19 protein-coding genes are annotated in these 20,424 nt (G+C 26.4%); all 19 read left to right on the forward strand.

Annotated elements, in window-relative coordinates; all coding sequences use genetic code 11:
• Window positions 1-10: 10 nt before the first annotated feature.
• The 19 genes from I2A66_RS00065 (at window position 11) to I2A66_RS00155 (ending at window position 20,415) form a co-directional block, all read left to right on the forward strand.
• A complete protein-coding gene (locus I2A66_RS00065; RefSeq protein ID WP_147515658.1) occupies window positions 11-985 on the forward strand; it encodes a DUF6625 family protein in 975 nt (324 codons plus the stop codon).
• A gap of 26 nt (window positions 986-1,011) precedes the next feature.
• Window positions 1,012-2,214: a glycosyltransferase gene (locus I2A66_RS00070; protein WP_147515657.1), complete on the forward strand. Its 1,203-nt coding sequence runs from the start codon at window positions 1,012-1,014 to the stop codon at window positions 2,212-2,214.
• Between the two features lies 1 nt (window position 2,215).
• A complete protein-coding gene (locus I2A66_RS00075) occupies window positions 2,216-2,953 on the forward strand; it encodes a glycosyltransferase family 32 protein (protein ID WP_122638500.1) in 738 nt (245 codons plus the stop codon).
• Window positions 2,940-3,944: a glycosyltransferase family 2 protein gene (locus I2A66_RS00080; RefSeq protein WP_147515656.1), complete on the forward strand. Its 1,005-nt coding sequence runs from the start codon at window positions 2,940-2,942 to the stop codon at window positions 3,942-3,944. The genes I2A66_RS00075 and I2A66_RS00080 overlap by 14 nt, the downstream gene beginning before the upstream one ends.
• Window positions 3,945-3,970: 26 nt before the next feature.
• Complete coding sequence (locus I2A66_RS00085) at window positions 3,971-4,993, forward strand: glycosyltransferase family 2 protein (RefSeq protein ID WP_164488947.1); 1,023 nt, start codon at window positions 3,971-3,973, stop codon at window positions 4,991-4,993.
• Between the two features lie 7 nt (window positions 4,994-5,000).
• A complete protein-coding gene (locus tag I2A66_RS00090; protein ID WP_195250731.1) occupies window positions 5,001-6,167 on the forward strand; it encodes a polysaccharide pyruvyl transferase family protein in 1,167 nt (388 codons plus the stop codon).
• Window positions 6,168-6,184: 17 nt separating this feature from the next.
• A complete protein-coding gene (locus tag I2A66_RS00095; protein ID WP_122638497.1) occupies window positions 6,185-7,138 on the forward strand; it encodes a glycosyltransferase family A protein in 954 nt (317 codons plus the stop codon).
• A gap of 24 nt (window positions 7,139-7,162) precedes the next feature.
• The gene (locus I2A66_RS00100) at window positions 7,163-8,185 is read left to right on the forward strand and encodes a glycosyltransferase family 2 protein (protein ID WP_195250733.1); all 1,023 of its coding nucleotides are present in this window, start codon (window positions 7,163-7,165) and stop codon (window positions 8,183-8,185) included.
• 33 nt (window positions 8,186-8,218) lie between these two features.
• On the forward strand, window positions 8,219-9,757 hold the full coding sequence (locus tag I2A66_RS00105) for a lipopolysaccharide biosynthesis protein (protein WP_147515653.1): 1,539 nt from the start codon (window positions 8,219-8,221) through the stop codon (window positions 9,755-9,757).
• A gap of 39 nt (window positions 9,758-9,796) precedes the next feature.
• Window positions 9,797-10,177 carry a glycosyltransferase family 2 protein gene (locus I2A66_RS00110; RefSeq protein ID WP_147515652.1) on the forward strand — a complete coding sequence of 127 codons (381 nt, stop codon included), beginning with the start codon at window positions 9,797-9,799 and terminating at the stop codon, window positions 10,175-10,177.
• Between the two features lie 56 nt (window positions 10,178-10,233).
• On the forward strand, window positions 10,234-10,626 hold the full coding sequence (locus tag I2A66_RS00115) for a hypothetical protein (protein ID WP_147515651.1): 393 nt from the start codon (window positions 10,234-10,236) through the stop codon (window positions 10,624-10,626).
• A 356-nt stretch (window positions 10,627-10,982) separates the two neighbouring features.
• The gene (locus tag I2A66_RS00120) at window positions 10,983-11,756 is read left to right on the forward strand and encodes a YveK family protein (RefSeq protein ID WP_122638492.1); all 774 of its coding nucleotides are present in this window, start codon (window positions 10,983-10,985) and stop codon (window positions 11,754-11,756) included.
• A 17-nt stretch (window positions 11,757-11,773) separates the two neighbouring features.
• Window positions 11,774-12,511: a CpsD/CapB family tyrosine-protein kinase gene (locus I2A66_RS00125; RefSeq protein WP_122638491.1), complete on the forward strand. Its 738-nt coding sequence runs from the start codon at window positions 11,774-11,776 to the stop codon at window positions 12,509-12,511.
• Between the two features lie 31 nt (window positions 12,512-12,542).
• The gene (locus tag I2A66_RS00130) at window positions 12,543-14,429 is read left to right on the forward strand and encodes a polysaccharide biosynthesis protein (RefSeq protein ID WP_195250735.1); all 1,887 of its coding nucleotides are present in this window, start codon (window positions 12,543-12,545) and stop codon (window positions 14,427-14,429) included.
• A 283-nt stretch (window positions 14,430-14,712) separates the two neighbouring features.
• Complete coding sequence (locus I2A66_RS00135; RefSeq protein WP_207734702.1) at window positions 14,713-15,087, forward strand: S24/S26 family peptidase; 375 nt, start codon at window positions 14,713-14,715, stop codon at window positions 15,085-15,087.
• A gap of 60 nt (window positions 15,088-15,147) precedes the next feature.
• Window positions 15,148-18,054, forward strand: a complete 2,907-nt coding sequence (locus I2A66_RS00140) for a fibro-slime domain-containing protein (RefSeq protein WP_195250737.1) — start codon at window positions 15,148-15,150, stop codon at window positions 18,052-18,054.
• Window positions 18,055-18,110: 56 nt separating this feature from the next.
• Window positions 18,111-18,356, forward strand: a complete 246-nt coding sequence (locus I2A66_RS00145; protein ID WP_122638487.1) for a hypothetical protein — start codon at window positions 18,111-18,113, stop codon at window positions 18,354-18,356.
• A gap of 66 nt (window positions 18,357-18,422) precedes the next feature.
• On the forward strand, window positions 18,423-19,301 hold the full coding sequence (locus I2A66_RS00150; RefSeq protein ID WP_122638486.1) for a hypothetical protein: 879 nt from the start codon (window positions 18,423-18,425) through the stop codon (window positions 19,299-19,301).
• Complete coding sequence (locus I2A66_RS00155) at window positions 19,288-20,415, forward strand: radical SAM protein (protein WP_147515648.1); 1,128 nt, start codon at window positions 19,288-19,290, stop codon at window positions 20,413-20,415. Before I2A66_RS00150 ends, I2A66_RS00155 begins: the two co-directional genes overlap by 14 nt.
• Window positions 20,416-20,424: the final 9 nt, after the last annotated feature.

Raw genomic sequence — 20,424 nt, forward strand, 5'->3', positions numbered from 1 at the left:
GTGAGGGATTATGAGAAAAATATTGATATTACCTTATTTTGGAGAGTTTAATGATTATTTTAATCTTTGGATAGAGTCGTGTAAATATAATAGTGATATTGATTGGCTTATTATTACAGATAATAATATAAAATTTGATTTACCAAAGAATATAAAGGTGGTTAATCAGACGTTTGACCAATTAAAGCTATTTTTTCAATCTAAATTTGATTTTAAAATAAATCTTAAAAATCCATATAAACTTTGTGATTATAAATCATATTATGGATATATTTTTGAAGATTATATAAAAGATTATGATTTTTGGGGATATTGTGATTGTGATTTAATATTTGGAGAGATAAATAAGTTTTTGGATGATAGTTTATTTGAGAAATATGATAAATTGCTTAGAACGGGGCATTTATCATTTATACGAAATACTAAGGAAATTAATACAAACTTTATGAAATATGATACATATAAAATGGTGTTAAAGTCTTCAGCAATATATGGATATGATGAATCTATTGATGGATATCATAAAGGATTTGCAGGAGAGTTAATAGATTCTGGGTATAATTTTTTTGATAATAGTGAGTATATAGCTGATATAGATTTTAGGCATCATCCATTTAGGATTATAAATAATAGTCAATATACTAATATATTCACTTTTGAAGAAGGAAAAACATATAGAATTTATAGTGAAAATAATAAGATAAAAAAAGAAGAAGTGATGTATATACATTTTCAAAAGAGAAATATGATAAATAATGTAAGTGAGATATATAATAAGTATCTAGTATATCCAAATAAATTTGATAAGTATGATGATATATTAGTCAATGACTTGTACTTTCATCAAAGTCATGGAATTGAAATAGAAAATTATTTTAATCATAAAAAAGAAAAAATTCAATCATTAAAACGTGACTTTATAAGATTTATATATGAACCTAAGAAAGTAGATTCTATAAAGTATAGATTGAAATTAAATGTGTAACAGTGTTAATTAAATGGGAGATAAAAATGAAAGATATATTGATAGTAGCAAATAATTTAGAAATAGGTGGGGCTGAAAGAGCACTTATAAGCTTATTAAATACTATGGATACGAATAAATTTAATGTAGATTTATTTTTATTAAGACATGATGGTGAGTTTATGAATATGATACCTAAGAACGTAAATGTTCTTCCAGAAAAAAAAGAGTTTACGGCTTTAGGGATACCTATAATTGAAGCTTTGAAAAAGGGATTATTTGTTCAAGTATTTGGGCGTTTAATAGGAAAAACAAAGTCAGCAATATATAAACGAAAAAATAATATAAGTGGACCTACGTCAATAGATATAGAATATAGCTATAAGTACACTAAATCATATATGCCTATGATATCTGATAAAAAATATGACTTAGCAATAGGTTTTTCTACTCCATATTATTTTGTAGATGAAAAAACAATCGCAACTAAAAAATTAGGATGGTTGCACACTGACTATTCTCATTTATTAGGGGATACAGAGTCAGAATTAAAGTTATGGTCTATTTATGATAATATAATTTCTATTTCTGATAAAGTTACTGAATCTTTTATCAAAAAATACCCATCATTAGAATCAAAAATTCTTTTAATTGAAAATATAATATCACCAGATATTGTAAAGATGGAATCAGAAAAAGAAAATGTTTCAAAAGAGATGATAAGTGAGGGCGATGAAATAAAAATACTTTCTATAGGACGATTTGCAGAAGCTAAAAATTTCAAATCAGTTCCTAAAATATGTAAATATATGTGTGATATGGGAGTTAAAGTAAGGTGGTATTTAATAGGGTATGGTAAAGAAGAAAGCGCCATTAGAGAAGAGATTCAAAGATATAATATGCAGAATAACGTAATTATACTAGGTAAAAAACAGAACCCATATCCATATATTAAAGCTTGTGATATTTATGTACAACCTTCTTTATTCGAAGGCAAGTCTGTTGCAGTAATTGAAGCACAGATATTAAATAAACCAGTAGTTATAACTAATTTTACAACAGCTAAAAGTCAACTAAAAGATGGTATTGATGGAGTTATAGTTCCAATGGATAGCTATGGATGTGCAAATGGTATTGCTACATTGATTAAAGATAAGGAATTACAACAAAGATTAATAGACAATACTAAGAAGTCAATTTACAGTAATGAAAGTGAAGTAGAGAAAATATATGCACTTATGGGGGTGTAATATGAAGGATAAATCTATACCGAAGATAATACACTATTGCTGGTTTGGGGGTAATGAGAAACCAAAAAAAATGCAAGAATGTATAAAGAGCTGGCATAAATATTTAGATGATTATGAATTTATTGAATGGAACGAAAATAATTTCAATATAAATTGTAATGATTATGTAAGGCAAGCTTATGAAGAAAAGAAATTTGCATATGTTAGTGACTATGCTAGAATAACTGCATTATATAGATATGGTGGTATATATATGGATACTGATGTAGAGGTATTTAAATCTTTTAATGATTTACTTGGTAATAAATGTATATTAGGATTTGAGCAAGAAGAGTATATTGCTACAAGTTTTATGGCTTCAATTTCTGGACATGAGCTCATAAAAGAATTTATCAATGGGTATGAAAATATAAGTTTCTATAATAAAGATAAGAGTATAGATCTGACAACTAATGTTCAAAAATTGACAGAAATATTGGTAAGTAGAGGCCTAAAAAGAGATGGTAAGTATCAAGAAATAGGAGATATAAGTATTTATCCTAAGGAATACTTTTCACCATATGATTATGGAAATTGTATAAGAGGAAATACCGAAAATACTTATTGCGAGCATCATTTCTTAGTTACTTGGTTACCATGGTCTGTAAAAGTAAAAAAGATAATAAAAAGAATAGCGGTAGTATTATTTGGTAAATCATTTTTGTGTAGGATGAGAGGTATTATTAATGGCAAAAGTTAGTGTTATAATTCCTATATATAATGTTGAAAAATATTTAAATAGATGTATAGATAGTGTGATAAATCAATCATTAAAAGATATCGAGATAATACTAGTAAATGATGGTTCTCCTGATAATTGTCCAAAGATATGTGATGAATATGCTAATAAAGATAGTAGGATAAAAGTAATACATAAGAGTAATGGTGGATTAAGTTCGGCAAGAAATGCAGGCATGAAAATAGCTACAGGCGACTATATAGGATTTGTTGATTCTGATGATTATATTGAAATCAATATGTATGAACAAATGTATAAAGTGGCTTATGAAAACAATGTTGATTTTGTAATGTCTGATTATTATAAGGTTTATAATGATAGTAAAAAGGAAGTTACATTAGATATTGATAGCAGTTTATATTTAAAAGAAGATATTTATAATAAAATATATCCAAGTCTTATTATGAAAGAGAATATAGATTATGGACCATTATTAGCTGTTTGGCATTGTTTATATAAAACAAGTTTTATAAAAGAAAATGATTTATATTTTGATGAACAAGTAAAGTACTCAGAAGATAATCTATTTAGTTCGTTAGTTGGATATAAGTCAAATAGTTTTTATTATATGAAAGGATATTACTTATATAACTATAGATATAATCCGAATTCTATATCTACTACATATAAGTCTGATTCATGGGATGTATATGTAGATATGAATAATAGACTTTATGAATATTTTCATAAAAATAGAGACTTTAATTTCAAAAGACAAATAGATTTACATATGATTTATTATATATTTAATTATACTAACCAACTTGGAAGCTCTAATAAATCTTTTTATCACAAATATAAAGAGATAAAAAAGGTACTAACTTATAAAGAATCAAGAAGAGCTTTAGATAAATTAAAGCTACCAAATGTAAATATTAAATTAAAAATATGCACTTTAATGCTGAAGTACAAGTTAATAATTCCATATATGTTAGTAAGAAAAATAGCTTAAATACCTTTATATATAAGGAGGATAAAATGATAAAAATTAGTGTTATAATGCCTGTATATAATAAAGAAAGGTATTTACATAAAACAATAGAATCAATATTATCTCAAACATATAAGAATTTTGAACTTATAATAATTAATGATGGATCTAATGATAAAAGTGAAGAAATATGTAGAGAATATGAAATAAAAGATAATCGTGTAAAGTTATATACAATAAAGAATAGTGGTGTGTCTAACGCGAGAAATATTGGTATTAGCTATGCTAGTGGAGAATATATTCAATTTATAGATGGTGATGATGTTATAAACACTGGAACTTTTAGTGAATATATATCTATACTTAATATAAAAAAATACGATGTATTATTTTCTAGTTACAATAAAGTGAATCATGATGATGAGATATTAAATTTGGTTGATTTAGGATATAGAAATGATGTAGTTAAGCAAGATATAGTTGATAATTTTGCAAAAGATCAATTTGGAACAGGATACTATGGATGGATTTCAAATAAGTTAATAAAAAGAAGTATTATAGCTGATAATAGAATTAAATTTAATACTAATATAGTACTTGCTGAAGATTTAGACTTTTTTATAGATATATATAAATATTCAAATGATTTTTACTTTACAAACTATATATCATTTAATTATTTACAAGAAGCTGATAATTGTTCTTTATCAAAGAAGGATGAAGATATAGACTACTATGTTCAGCTTAATATAATATTAAAAATAAAGAGATTTATAGCAGAAAATAAAGGATATCATGGGAAAAATAAAGAAATAATAGATGATAGAATTTTTAATTATGTATTTTTTGTAGTATTTTATAGTAAATTAGAAAAAAGTAATATTAAGAACTTAGTAAAAAAAATTATTGATGATGAACATATAATAAATAATTTACATATAAATTTAAAACCAACATTTAGAAATATAATTGTTACTTGTACAATATATGGAAAATTTTATTATGTATATTTACTTTTAAAGATAAGAAGTTCAATGAAAAATATAGCAAAAAGATTAATTAGGGGATAAGAGTATTATGAAAAAGATAGTTTTATATTCGCATAGTGGCAGTAAAAATCATGGATGTGAAGCAATTGTTAGAGGGACCTCAAAGATATTAGATGGAATATGTGAAATGAAATTACTTTCACATGCAGAAGATGAAGATATTAAATATAAAGTTAATGAAATCATAGATGTAAAAGCGGGTAAAAATCCAATTAATAAAAAATCTATGAGCTTTTTTAATGCATATTTATCATTAAAAATAAAAAATGATACTGCTAAAATGGATGTACTTCAATTTACAGATGGAAAAAAATATATAGATGAAAATACAATAGCATTTGCTATAGGTGGGGATACGTATTGTTATTCCGACGTGCAAAATCATGTAGAGCTACATAAGATGTATGGAGAAAAAGCATATAAAACAGTTTTGTGGGGCTGTTCGGTTGAGCCAAAGTTAATGGAAGAACCTAAAATAGCAAAAGATATAGAATCATATTCACTAATAGTTACTAGAGAAAGTATATCTTACGGAGCTTTAAATAAGGTTAATAAAAATACTAAGTTGTATCCAGATCCCGCATTTAATTTAGATAAGTTAGAGTTAGACCTACCATGTGGGTTCAAGGAAAATGATACAATTGGAATTAATTTAAGTCCTTTAATTATAAGAAAAGAAACATACGAAGGTATAACAATGAAAAACTATGAAAATCTAATAAGTTATATTTTAAAAAATACGACTTCAAATATCGCATTAATACCACATGTTATATGGGAGTCGAATGATGATAGAGAACCACTTAGAGCATTATATGATAAATTCAAAAAAACTGATAGAGTTATTATGATAGATGATTGTAATTGTATGGAGTTAAAGGGCTATATAAGTCGCTGTAAATTATTTATTGGAGCGAGAACTCATGCTACAATAGCAGCTTACTCTACATGTGTACCTACATTGGTGATAGGATATTCAGTTAAAGCAAGAGGAATAGCAAAAGATATATTTGGGACATATGAAAACTATGTACTTCCAGTACAAAGTTTAAAAAAAGATAATGATTTAGTAGAGTCATTTAAATGGATTTATGATAGAAAAGATAATATAAGAGATCACTTAAATAAGTTCATGCCAGATTACAAAAAAAGAGGACTTTTAGCAAGAAATGAAATTGAGCAAATAATGAGATAGCTTAGGGGTGATAAAGTTTGAGTAATAAATTAGTTAGTATTATAACTCCATGTTATAACGGAGAAAAAGTAGTATCTCGTTATTTAGATTCGGTATTAAATCAAACTTATAAAAATATAGAGTTGATATTTGTAAATGATGGATCAATAGATAATACAGAAGGTATAGTACTTTCATATGAATATAAGTTTAAAAATGAAGGTATGAAATTAATATATATATATCAAGAAAATAAAGGATTAGGTGGAGCTATAGATACAGGTCTTAAGCATTTTAAAGGTGACTTTCTATGTTGGGCTGATGCAGATGATTTCTTTCATCCTCAATCAGTCGAAAAAAAAGTTGAATTTCTTGAAAAATATAAAGAATATGGATGCGTTACAACTAATGCTAATGTATATAATGAAGATGATTTAAGCACAGTTATATACAAGATAACAGATAAATTTAAACACCATGAAGATGAATATCAGTTTGAGCATCACCTTAAGTCAGAATCTATATTTTGCTGCGGATGCCATATGGTAAGATCAGAAGTTTTTTTAGATGTAAATCCAAAACGAGAGATATATCCAGCAAGACGAGGTCAAAATTGGCAGATGTTACTACCAGTTTACTATAAGTATAAAAGAGGTTTTTTAGATGAACCTTTATATAATTATATTATTTATAAAAATAGTATGTCTACAGGAGATGACAGTAAAGAGAAGAAAATAAAAAGATGTAATGAACATTTAGACATAGTAAAAAATACTTTAGATAGTATTTCTATGACTGATAAAGATAGAAAAATGTACTTTAATATGTTTTATAAAAAATATATAGTTGATAGGTTTGATATATCCATGCAGTATAAAGATATAAAATCAGGTATAAGGCAATATATGCTAATGAGAAAATATAATGTTTTGAGAAAGTATGATACAAAATCCTTGATTAAAGTAGCTATTAATAGAGTTATAAAAATATAAGAAATTGTATAGATGGGAGAAGTTATGAGTAAGACAAAAGTAAGCATTATAGTTCCTATATACAATGCTGAAAGGGATTTGAAGTGCTGTATAGATTCTATATTATCTCAAACCTTTGAAGATATAGAGGTGATACTAGTAAATGATGGCTCAACCGATAAAAGTAGAGAAATATGTGATGAATATGCAATTAAAGATAAAAGGATAATACTTATACATAAGAAAAATCAAGGAGTATCTTCTGCTAGAAATTTAGGAATTAAAGAATCTACAGGAGATTATATAATGTTTTGTGACAGCGACGATTGGATTGAAAGTGATTGTATTGAAAAATTATATAGTAAGATAAAAGATAGTAATGCTGATATTATTTACTCTGGAGTATACAGAGAGGAATATACTAATGGGAAAAAGATACAAGATAAAGTAAGTGGAGTATCTGAAGAGATTTTTATTAAAAAAGAAGATTTTGATAAGTATCTAGATTATATTATAGAGTCTATAAAAAGTCCATTTTTATCTCCTTGCGCAAAGCTATATAACGCTTCAATAATTAGAAATAATAATTTGAAATTCGATATAGATATGGTATGCTTTGAAGATTTTTGCTTTAATTTGAAATTCTTACAGAATACTAAATCTATGTATTTATCTAAAGATATAAAGTATCACTATAGAGGAGAAAGAGGTAAGGGTGGAATACAAAAAAGAAATAAAAATGACTTAGTATATGAGGTATCATCTTCTCATTATGAGATGAACAAGTTACTTCGACTAATAAAATATAATGAAGAACTTAAAGATTATATAGAAATATGGTTTTTAGAACATTATAAAATAGTTTTTGAAAAAATTATATTTGAAGAAAATAATATGAGTAAAATTGAGAGAAATAATATATTAAAGCATCTATGTAGTGACAAAGAATTTTGTGATTTTATTGAATATAATAAAGATAAAATTAGACTTTATAAATATATAAAAATATTGGTTGATAGAAGGTTATACTCATTGGCTTATTTGCTTATAAAAAATCGTATTAAATAAAATTCTAAATATTAAGACAGAGGGTATGGGGATATGAGGATACAAAATTCTATAAAAAATATGTATGTAAGTATAATTACACAAATAGTGATTATTATACTAGGTTTCTTATCTAGGATGGTATTTATTAATAGTTTAGGTACCGAATATTTAGGAGTTAATGGATTACTAACTAGTATATTATCTATGCTAAGTTTAGTAGAGGGAGGAATTGGAACAAGTATAGTATACAATTTATATAAACCGTTAGCTGAAAATGATACCAATAAAGTAATTGCTCTAGTTCAATTATATAAAAAACTATATGGCATTTTAGCAATAGTTATATTTATATTAAGTACTGTAATGTACGTAGCATTGGGTAGATTTATAAAAGGTGGAACTACAGTTCCATTTATAGGAGTTGTATATTTTATATTTGTTGTTAAAAATGTTATTTCATATTTAAATGCACATAAATGGTCATTGATAAATGCAGATCAAAAAGGATATATAATAGCGAAATATAATCTTATATTTAATATAATTACAACACTTACGAAGATAGTAATATTAAAATTAACTAAAAATTATATCTTATACTTACTAATAGATTTAGGCATATTTATGCTTCAAAATATATATAATGGAAAAATTGTAAGTGATAGATATGAATATATTAATACAAAAGATAATTATCATGTAGATGAAGATACTAAGAAAAACTTAGTAACGAATGTAAAGGCTATATTTTTACATAATATAGGAGGATACTGTGTATTTGGAACAGATAATCTATTGATATCTACATTTATTAATATAAACACAGTAGGATTATATTCAAATTATACAATGGTTATATCTCAATTAGCATCGCTATTAACACCATTATTAAATGGTATGGGAAATAGTATAGGTAATTTAATAGCTACTGAATGTAAAGAAAAAATTTATGAAATTTTTAATGTAATGTATTTAATAAATTTTTGGATATATTCATTTTGTGCAATATCTCTATATAATTTATTAGAGCCATTTATAGATTGGTGTTTTGGAAGAGGATTGCTTCTTGATAAATTAACATTAATAGTAATATTGATTAACTTTTATATATCAGGTCTTAGAAATTCTATAGGAACATTTAAACAGAAAGCAGGTATTTATGATAAAGATAAGTATCAACCTCTTATAGAATCAGCAATAAATCTAGTAGCGTCTATAATACTTGTTAAATATTGGGGACTTTCAGGAATATTTATGGGAACTACTATTAGTAGTATACTAATACCTTTAAGAATTCAACCTAAAATAGTTTTTAAAGATGTTTTTAACAAGCCAGTTAAAGCATATTTTAAAAAGTATGTTTATTATATATTTTTGACTATAATTGCGGGGATAGTCACAACTAATATTTGTAACTTAATAGATATAGCTAATGATTTTATGTCTTTAGTTGTAAAGGGAATAGTATGTGTTAGCATTCCTAATATAATATATTTAATTATATTTTATAGATCAAGTGAATTTAAATATATACTTAGTATAATACTAAAAATAGCAAAAGTTACTAAGCCAAAGAGTGTAACATTATAAGTTATTTATATTGATTAAGATATATTATGGAGGAGATGAATGAATCCAATAGTAAGTATTATAATCCCAATGTATAATGTTGAATTATATATTAAAGAATGTTTAGAATCATGTATAAAACAAACCTATAAAAATTTTGAAATTATTATAATTGATGATAACAGTGAAGATAATAGTTTAAGTATTGCTAAAGATATATTAAAAAAATCAAAATGTAATTATAAAATAATTACTAAAAATAAGAGAAAAGGTGTATCAAATAGTAGAAATTTAGGTATTGAATTATCAAAAGGAAAGTACATATATTTCTTAGATTCTGATGATATGATAAAGTCAAATTCTCTTGAAATACTAGTAGATATTGCAGAGCGTAATAATTACAAAATAGTATATGGAGGATATGAAAGAAAAAAGAACTAGTTTTATCAGGAGATAAAGCATGTGATTATACAGTTTATGATATATCATATGATAGCTTGAATAGTTTATTATACTCAGGAACAATATGGGGTGGAATTATAGATTCTGAGATAATTAAAAAAAATAATATCAAGTTCGATGAATCTTTGCAATATGGAGAAGATACCATATTTAAGTTTAATATACTAAGATATATAGGTAAGTTAGTGGTTACATATGAAAAATTATACTACTGGAGAATTGTAAGTGGCTCATTATCATATAAAGCGAGTGATTATGATTTATTACAAAAAGAACTTAAGATGGTAAAATCAATGTATTCAAATATTGATAAATATAAGAATAAAAATTATATCTCTATAGTAATTAAATTTATAAGGGTGAAAAAAATAGCATGTATAGAATTATATTTGATAGTGAGAAAGATATCCAAAATTATAAAATATTAGATAGTATTAGAATACCTTTTAAATATATCTTAAAATCTAATATGAAATACAAAGATAAATTAATAGAAAGTTTATACTCTTTACTTTACTTCATGGATAGATATTATATATGGAAAGTATTGTTTAGAGTTAAAATTTTTATAAATAATGCAATTTAGTTATGATTAACCGATTCGTAGTAATATCCAACTATTATGAATCGGTTTTTTATTATCTTTTATTTTTAAATATAATACTAAAGTAGTATATTTAAAAATAAAAAAGTACAACCTTAGCATAATTTACTTTGGATACATTAGACTGATAAAATTAATCATAGAATTATATAATAAAGGGAAAAAATATAGGGGGATAAAATGCAAGAAAGTATAAATATTAGAGAATATTTGGAAATATTTAAAAGAAGAAAAATAGCAGTAATAATAATCTTACTACTTTGTATAGGAAGAGGAGCATATTTAACATACCAAAGAGATAAATCTTACGTACCAGTATTTAAGTCAACAGTATCAGTAAGAATAAACAACATGAAAGCGTATAAAGAAACTGAAGGCGAAGAATCAAATAATCAGTCAATATTTATGAATTCAATATCAAATTCAAACTTAAATCAAAATATAGCGACATCATATTCTAGCTTAGCAACATCAAAAAGAGCATTGCTTGAAATTATACAAAATCTTGACTTAAACATGACACCTGAATCATTATCAAGAAATATAAGTGTGGTACCACAAGAAAAAATACCTGAATTTATAGACATAACGGTAACTAACACAGATTTTCAAATAGCTCAAAAAGTAGCAAATGCAATACCAGAAGCTTTTAATAATGAATTACAAAGAGTAATAGGCTTAGACTGTGTAGAATTATTATTTGAAGCAACAGAGCCAACTTTAGTAAGTAAAGGACTTGATACAACTTTACCTAAATATACATTAGCAGGTCTTGTAATTGCAATATTTGTAGCTTTACTTATGGAAGTATTAGATAATAAAGTCGTAACTCCTGATGATGTAGAAAAATATTGGGGAGTGCCTATGATAGGAATGATACCTTATGATAGCGGAAAATCAAAAGGTAAAGTAAAATCATCATCTTCGAAAATAAGAACGGCTGAAGAAGTATAAATAAAGAGGGGATTATTATGTTTAATAAAAAGAAAAATGATGTATCTAGATACGATAACGTAGCAAAATATAATGACGGAAACTATGAAATAAATGAAGCTTATAGGGGAATAAGAACATTTTTAACAGTAGATGAAAATATAAAGACAATCTTAATTACAAGTTCAGAGATGAATGAAGGAAAAACTACAACAGTAGCAAATATAGCTAGGTGTTTCTCTGAATTAGACAATAAAAAAACTATAGTAATAGATTGTGACTTTAGAAAACAAAGTATAAACAAGTATTTTAGATTAAGTAAAAATACTAAAGGTCTATCAGATATAATCTATGAGAATAAAGAACTTGAAATATGTGTACAAAAAGATGGTGATTTAGATATATTATGTAGCGGAACTTTTAAAGCCAATCCAGCAGTATTATTACAGTCATCAAAAATGAAAAAATTAATAGAGTACTTAAAAGAAAAATATGACTATATATTAATAGATTCTCCACCTGTAGGTAGAGTAAATGATGCATGTATAATAGCGCAATACGTAGATGGAACTGTTGTTGTTGCAGCATCTAAAGAAACTGAAAAATCACAAGTAAAAGTTACTAAGGATAGGCTTGAAAAAGTTAATGCAAATATAATTGGTGTGGTATTAAATAAATTTAAAACAAATGAGTATAAGAGTTATAGTTATTATGGATATTACGACTATGAAGATGATAGAAAATTTAGGTTATTTAAAAATAAAAGAAGAGCTTAAATAAAGTTGGAATAGTTTGGAGTTGATTAATTTGGAGTTTAAGTTAAAAAATGAAGAGACACATATCCATAATCGTTTAGATATATATAAGGCTAGACAAGTATTATTAGTTATTGTAGATATAATAATTACAATAATTGTATTTTTTTTATCTCAAAGAATAACTAAATCATATGATTATGGGAATTCAATAGTTCCTGTAGTTGTATATATAGTTGCGAATATTTTATCTCTTTTTCAAAGGGGTTGTTATAGCAGCCTTTGGAACTGTGGAGGAGAAAAAGAAATATCTAATATACTAATATCAGGTTTACTTTGCGTGGTATATGTTTCAATAGGAAATATAATATTAGGTTACAACTTTAATTCACTATTTTATACAGTAAATAGCTTAATGTTAGTTGTTATGACAGTGAGCTCAAGAGTTAGCTATAGAGGAATCAGGAGAATGTCTTCTTATATGAGTATGAATAAGTCTCATACGTATACGAGAGTTTTAATTGTCGGAGCTGGAAGCGCAGGAAGATTAATTATTCAAGAACTTTATGAGAATCTAAATTTAAAAAAGTTACCTGTATGCATAGTTGATGATGATGTAAAAAAGATAGGTAAAAATATTTACAATGTTCCTATATTAGGGACATGCCATCAAATAAAAGAGATTGTAGAGAAACATAATATAGAAGAAATAATATTTAGTATAGCGAATATACCAAAACAAGAAAAAGTAAGAATAATCGAATACTGTAAAGATACTAAGTGTAAGATAAAAACAATACCAGGTATTTATGAGATTATAGATGGAAAAGTAGATATAAAGAAAATAAGAGATGTAGATATAGAGGATTTACTTGGTAGAGATCCTGTAAAAATTAATTTAGAAGAAATAAGTGGATATTTAGAGGGAAATACAGTTATGGTGACTGGTGGAGGTGGATCTATAGGATCAGAACTATGTAGGCAAATTTCTAAATTTTCACCTAAAAAGTTAGTAATATTAGATATATATGAAAATAATGCATATGAAATTCAGCAAGAACTTATAACAAAGTATGGTAATAGTTTAAGCTTAGATGTAATTATAGCATCTGTAAGAGATGAGAATAGAATCGATGGAATAATGAGGAATTATAATCCTCAAGTTGTATTTCACGCAGCTGCTCATAAGCATGTTCCTTTAATGGAAAATAGTCCTTGTGAAGCTGTAAAAAATAATATATTTGGAACACTTAATGTTGCGTTAAAATCAAGTAAGTATAATGTAGAAAAATTTGTACTTATATCAACTGATAAGGCTGTTAATCCAACTAACATAATGGGTGCAACTAAAAGATGTTGTGAGATGATAATTCAAAGTTTGAATAAAATAAGTAGTACTGACTTTGTTGCAGTTAGGTTTGGAAATGTACTCGGTAGTAATGGGAGCGTAATACCATTATTTAAAAAGCAAATAGAAGAAGGTGGTCCAGTTAAGGTAACTCATCCAGATATAACGAGATTTTTTATGACAATACCAGAAGCAGTTTCACTAGTTATGCAAGCAGGTGCAATGGCTAAAGGTGGAGAGATTTTTGTACTTGATATGGGTGAACCTGTAAAGATTTTAGATTTAGCTAAGAATCTTATTACTTTAAGTGGGTTTGAACCAGGAATTGATATAAATATTGAATTTACAGGCCTTAGACCGGGCGAAAAACTTTATGAAGAGTTATTAATGGAAGAGGAAGGGCTTAGGAGTACAGATAATAAAAAAATTTATATAGGAAATCCAATTGATATAAATTATAGCATACTAAGTAAAGAATTAAAAAAACTTAAAGTATGTACAGATATTGGAAATGATAAAGAAATATACACAATAATGAGTAAATTAGTAGATACATATAAAATAAGTGAAAATTTAGCAAAGATAATATGAAATAAAAATATATGATAACTAAAATTATGAAAATTTATAATTTAAATAATACTTTGATGTTACTTAAAAGTAGTATATATTACACTCATTATGTATTGAGAAGGGATTATTAAGTTAATATAATAAAAAAATAAATAATTATAAAATATGAGTAAAAGTGGTGGTATAAATTTTATCAAATTTAAACTCGAAGCATATATTTAAAGGAAAAGATATTGTACCAATTATAGAAGCGATTATAGATAATGGAGGAGAATGTATTCTTAGAGTGAGCGGATATAGCATGAATCCATTTTTAAAAAATAATCGTGACTCTGTTATTTTAGAATCTCCCAGAGGATACAAATTAAGAAGAGGGGATATAGTCTTTATTAAGAGAAAATCGGATGAATATGTATTGCATAGAATTTTTAAGATAATAAATGATAAGGCATTTATTATGAATGGTGATGCGCAGGTAAGCCTAGAGCTTGTAGAGTTTACACAGGTTATAGCTGTAGTAAAGAAGTCAATTATAAAAGGAAAAGAAGTTGATAGAAATAATTTAATAAATAGATGTTTAGTATACATATGGACATTATTAAGGCCATTTAGATTTTATATATTTAAATTATATACATCTATAAAGAGATTAAGTGGGAAATTTAGAGTGAGATAATTTAATTTCAAAATACGGAAATTAAATATCTATAAAGAAAAACAAAAGAAGGGGGATTTTATGAGTAAGTACAAAAAAATATTTAGTTTAATGACATCGTTATGCTTGATAAGTACATTTATATTTATTAATCCGGTACAAGCAGATGCATTAAGTCTTGGGGGAGCAATTTCAAAACTAACTAATAAGTTAACATCAAGTAAAAAAAACACATCAAGTAAAAGTAACTCAACTAACGAAACTCAAGTGTTAGAAACAGATTCTAAAGCAAGTGAGTTATCTTATTTCCCAGTAACTATGTATAGGTATGGGACTTCTAATTCTAATGGAACTAGCTATGATAGTAGTGCATTTAATCAGGCTACTAAAAATTTGGAAACTAATAATTTACAAGGTATTTATTTTAATACTGGAAGTAGCACGACATGGATATCAGGTACTAGCATAACGAATAAGTATTGGAATCGTTGGAGTGCGAATGCTAATTCAAACAGTAGTAATCTAAGAGTAAGTGCCATTACAGGTTTAGTTAAAAATGAATTAGATTCATCAACAGGAAAAATACAATTTAATTATCCAGAAGCAGGTATATTTGATCCAGATAATAACACTGCTAAGAGTACATATACAAACGTAAAAATGCCATTTAGATATGATTCCTCAACAGGATATTATGAATTTGATAGCTCAAAAGAGAATGTTTATTTTGCGAATGGAAAAGGAGCTAGCAATACAACTCTAAATTATAATGGAAATGGATTTTCAGTTAGTGGATTTGGAAAAGGATTCTATCCATTTAACACAGGAAATTCAGGCACTGGAAACTATCACTTTGGTATGAATATGTCAGTAAACTTTTTTATGACAGAAGATGGAAAAATAAATGGAACAGATGATATTAAATTTGAATTCTCTGGTGATGATGATGTATGGGTGTTTATAGATGGTAAATTAGTTCTTGATATAGGTGGTATACATGATGCAACATCTGGTTCAATAAACTTTGCAACTGGTGAAGTAATAAATCCAAGAACATTATCAGGAATCAATAGTGATAAAACACAAGGAACACAATCTAGTGCATCAACTAAGACAAATCTATATGAAATATTAGGTGTAGGTTCTTTAGATAAATTTGATAAAACTAAAGCTCATACATTACAAGTATTTTATTTAGAGCGTGGAAGAGCCGCTTCAAATTGTAAGATTAAGTTTAATTTACCACAACAAAATACATTAGAAGTAAGCAAGAAATTTGATGATACAATAAGTGATTTAACTCAAGAGGAAATTGCAGCTGTTAAATCTGAAGTATTTGATTTTACAATAACAAAAGACGGAAGTGCTTTAGCAAATGCAACTTACCAATTATATGAAGGTAATACAGAAATAGATGCAGATAAACAATTAGCTACTGATGCAAATGGTAAATTTACATTAAAAGCTGGACAAACAGTCAGATTCTATAATCCAAGTCAAGGTAAATATGTTGTAACAGAGAATAATGATGACTATGAAAAGAACTGGACGGTAGGGCAAGTAGGTGGAAATACTACAACTGGTAGCAATAATTCAAGTCCAGAATTAAATATAAATACATCAAATCAAGGATATACATATACATTTACTTGTGAAAATGTATTACAACCAGTATTAAATGATGATGCAGTAGTTCTTGATTTTGGTAAGCCAATAGACATAAATGTAACAAACAATGATTTCTTAAGAGGTGGAACATTAGATAGTGTATCAATGTTAGATGATATAACTAACTATGGAACTATTTCTAAAAAAGATAATAACAATGTAACATATACACTTAATAAATTTATGAATGGAATAGATAGAGCTACATATTCTGTAAAATACAATGATGATAAGAATTCAAAAACAGGTAATATTACTATGATACCTGCAACTAGTGTTTATTATGAAGATGATTTTACTAACTCTAATGGAATAGATGGAATTCAATATTCATCAAATTGGAAAGTAACCGGTACAAGTAGTAATGGTAGCCAAGACGATGGAACTATAGGCAAGGATTATCCATATGGATATGATAGCTCATATAGTGAAAATACTACAGATAGTAACGGGTCATCACATTATATTGAGGCTACAACAAATTCTGAAACTGCAACATTTACATTTAAAGGAACTGGGTGTGAAATATACAGTAGAACTTCAAATAAAACAGGAAGAGTTAGAGCTCAAGTATATAAAGGTACAGAATTAATTTCAGCTAATAGGCTGACAAATTCAGTAATTGATACTTTATATAAGGAAGAAGGAAAAGAACTTTACAATATACCTATATTTAATATAACCGATTTAGAATACGGAGAATATACAGTAGTTTTAACTGCCGTTAAGGGCACAAATGCTATACCAAGAAATATTTTCTATTTAGATGGAGTAAGAATATATAATCCATTAGATGAAACACAAAGTGAAGAAGCTAACAATGCTTATCAAACAGATAATGAAGCTAATGCAAAGGTAGTGGAATTAAGAGACAAGTTAATAGTAGATGGAGTAGGATCATCAGATGAAAGTATAAATGGTGTTGTATTTATAGATACAAATGGAGGAGAAACAACATCAGATACTACTAAGTATACAAATGAAGGTCCTAAAAATGAAATATATTTAAAACAAGGTCAAAAAATAACATTTAAACTAAATGAATTACCAGAGGGAGCTAAAGTTCAAATTGGAGCTAAGTCTACAGAAGGTAAAGAATTAAATTTAGATATTAATAGTAGTAAATTATCACTTAAATCAACAGTTGATATGTATTACGATATAACAAGCTCAATTAATTCTGATGGAAGTATAACTATTACTAACAATAGTGAAGGAATGTTGTCACTTACGAAATTAAAGGTAACTAGTATATCAAATGAATATGAAATATTTAATAGTTTTAAATTAGAGGATTATTCTACAATAGTGTCGAATTAATGTCTATTGAGAAGGATTATGAACTGCATGTAGTATAACAAAGGGTGGTGACGATTATGAAAGAAAAATATGAAAAACCAGTTGTAGAGATTGAAGAATTTAGTATGGCAGAGCATATAGCAAAGTGTGAACAGTCTACAAATTTATTTTACTTAGGTTCTTGTCAATCAGATAAACCTATATATGATGAAAATTTAGGGTATGAAATTTTCACATCAAATAATGATGATTGCTTTGCTACACCAGAAGATGAATACTGCTATAACTCAACAGATAGTTCTTTAGCTGCATTTGGATCATAAAATAAAAAGGTTGGCTATTATTTTAGTCAGCCTTTTAGATTACATTAAAATAAAAGGACATTAGATATGATAAAGAAAATATTTAGTATATGTGGTGTAAATTTTAGAGTAGAAACACCGTTTGAATATAACTTAGGAGATAATTTTATAGATTTTGTTATTGATAATAATGAAAATTATGATGTTGTATATAAATTTGAAAAAAAAGATGAATTCTTAAAATATCACACAAATAAAGTATTTACTGAAGAGCAAAATTCTGTGTTTATTGAAAATAATAAAATTTATAAAGAATTTAGAGAATTTAGAAGAGAAAAGCCTCATGGACTAATAGTGCAAGATACAGATAAATTAAATGAGAGCACTTGTTATTATTATATTAATGAAGATAATTATTTTACTAAAGCCATACATGTATTTAAATTTATTCAATTAGAGCAATCACTAAGTTTATTTAATACATTTATATTGCACTCTTCACAGATAAAATACAAAGACAAATGTATTATATTTACTGCACCATCAGGTACTGGAAAATCAACTCAAGCAAGATTATGGGAGAAGTATGAAGATGCTGAAATAATCAATGGAGATCGCTCGGGAATTAGAAATATTGAAAATAAGTGGTTTTCATATGGATTGCCATTTTCGGGGGAAGATAATATATTTAAAAATAATTCTACGGAAATAGGTGCTATTGTAGTTATAAGACAAGGAAATGAAAATAAGGTTAAAAAGTTAAGTTCAAGAGATGCATTTAAATACATTTATAGTGAAACTACTTTAAGTTTTTGGTATGAAAAATTTACTACTCCAGTGGTAGATACTATTTTAAAATTAGTGCAAGAAATACCTGTATATATGCTTGAATGTACACCAGATGAGAATGCAGTTTATACGCTTAAGAATATGTTAGAATGGGGGATGTTAAATGCTAGCGAATAGGAAAGAGATAAATATTAATAATAGATTATTTTATAAGGCATCGAGAGAAAGAACTCCGCTTAATGGTACATTTGAATTAACTCCGTTATGTAATTTAGATTGTAAGATGTGTTATATAAAGATGACTAAGTCAGAGATGGATAATGTAGGTAATCTTAGAAGTAATAATGAATGGCTAGAAATAGCTAAACAAGCAAAAGAAGAAGGTTTACTATATTTATTATTAACTGGTGGAGAAGTATTTTCTATACCTAATTTTAAGGACTTATATTTAGAACTTAAAAATATAGGATTCATTATATCTATAAATTCTAATGGGACACTAATTAATGATTCTACTATAGAATGGCTTTCAAAAAGTCCTCCAAGTAGAATAAATATAACATTATATGGTGCTTCAAATGAGACTTATGAGAAATTATGTGGTGATTCAAGGGGATTTGATAAAGTATCTAAAGCAATAGATATGTTATTAGAAATAGGTGTAGAGATTAAATTAAACTGCAGTTTAACACCGTTTAATATACATGATTTAGAAGAAATACATAAGTTTGCAAATGAAAAAAAATTAGTTTTACAAGTAAGTTCGTATATGTATCCACCTGTAAGACGAGACAATGATTCTATAGGTAGCAATTTAGGTAGATTCACAGCAAAAGAAGCTGGTATAAATTTTGTGAAAAATGACATACTTAGCCTTGGAGTAGACGATTTTAAAGCAAAAGCTAATAGATGTAAAAATGGAGTAGAGTTTTTTGAAAGTAGACATGGATGTACAAATATAAATGGGAATACTATGGCATGTAGGGCTGGAAAAAGTTCATTTTGGATTTCTTGGGATGGGAAGATGCAGTGTTGTGGAATGATGAATTATCCAGCATCATATCCATTTAAAAATATGAATTTTAAAGATGCATGGAAGCAAATTGTAAAAGAAGTAGATTCAATTAGAACATCAATTAAATGCTTAAATTGTTCTAAGAAATTTATGTGTATATCTTGTCCAGCTATGGCTGTAACAGAAACTGGAAAATTAGATGGAACGCCGAATTATGTATGTGAAATGATGAATGAAGTTCTAAAAGAAATGGAAAGAAAAGTTGAAGTAATATAAATTATTTAG

It is taken from the genome of Romboutsia sp. 1001713B170207_170306_H8, from assembly GCF_015550495.1.
Taxonomy (GTDB): domain Bacteria; phylum Bacillota; class Clostridia; order Peptostreptococcales; family Peptostreptococcaceae; genus Romboutsia_E.

Coding starts and splice junctions, on each gene's coding strand:
- I2A66_RS00065 (WP_147515658.1), top strand. CDS start 11: ATGAGAAAAATATTGATATTACCTTATTTTGGAGAGTTTAATGATTAT.
- I2A66_RS00070 (WP_147515657.1), top strand. CDS start 1,012: ATGAAAGATATATTGATAGTAGCAAATAATTTAGAAATAGGTGGGGCT.
- I2A66_RS00075 (WP_122638500.1), top strand. CDS start 2,216: ATGAAGGATAAATCTATACCGAAGATAATACACTATTGCTGGTTTGGG.
- I2A66_RS00080 (WP_147515656.1), top strand. CDS start 2,940: ATGGCAAAAGTTAGTGTTATAATTCCTATATATAATGTTGAAAAATAT.
- I2A66_RS00085 (WP_164488947.1), top strand. CDS start 3,971: ATGATAAAAATTAGTGTTATAATGCCTGTATATAATAAAGAAAGGTAT.
- I2A66_RS00090 (WP_195250731.1), top strand. CDS start 5,001: ATGAAAAAGATAGTTTTATATTCGCATAGTGGCAGTAAAAATCATGGA.
- I2A66_RS00100 (WP_195250733.1), top strand. CDS start 7,163: ATGAGTAAGACAAAAGTAAGCATTATAGTTCCTATATACAATGCTGAA.
- I2A66_RS00105 (WP_147515653.1), top strand. CDS start 8,219: ATGAGGATACAAAATTCTATAAAAAATATGTATGTAAGTATAATTACA.
- I2A66_RS00110 (WP_147515652.1), top strand. CDS start 9,797: ATGAATCCAATAGTAAGTATTATAATCCCAATGTATAATGTTGAATTA.
- I2A66_RS00120 (WP_122638492.1), top strand. CDS start 10,983: ATGCAAGAAAGTATAAATATTAGAGAATATTTGGAAATATTTAAAAGA.
- I2A66_RS00125 (WP_122638491.1), top strand. CDS start 11,774: ATGTTTAATAAAAAGAAAAATGATGTATCTAGATACGATAACGTAGCA.
- I2A66_RS00135 (WP_207734702.1), top strand. CDS start 14,713: ATGAATCCATTTTTAAAAAATAATCGTGACTCTGTTATTTTAGAATCT.
- I2A66_RS00140 (WP_195250737.1), top strand. CDS start 15,148: ATGAGTAAGTACAAAAAAATATTTAGTTTAATGACATCGTTATGCTTG.
- I2A66_RS00145 (WP_122638487.1), top strand. CDS start 18,111: ATGAAAGAAAAATATGAAAAACCAGTTGTAGAGATTGAAGAATTTAGT.
- I2A66_RS00150 (WP_122638486.1), top strand. CDS start 18,423: ATGATAAAGAAAATATTTAGTATATGTGGTGTAAATTTTAGAGTAGAA.
- I2A66_RS00155 (WP_147515648.1), top strand. CDS start 19,288: ATGCTAGCGAATAGGAAAGAGATAAATATTAATAATAGATTATTTTAT.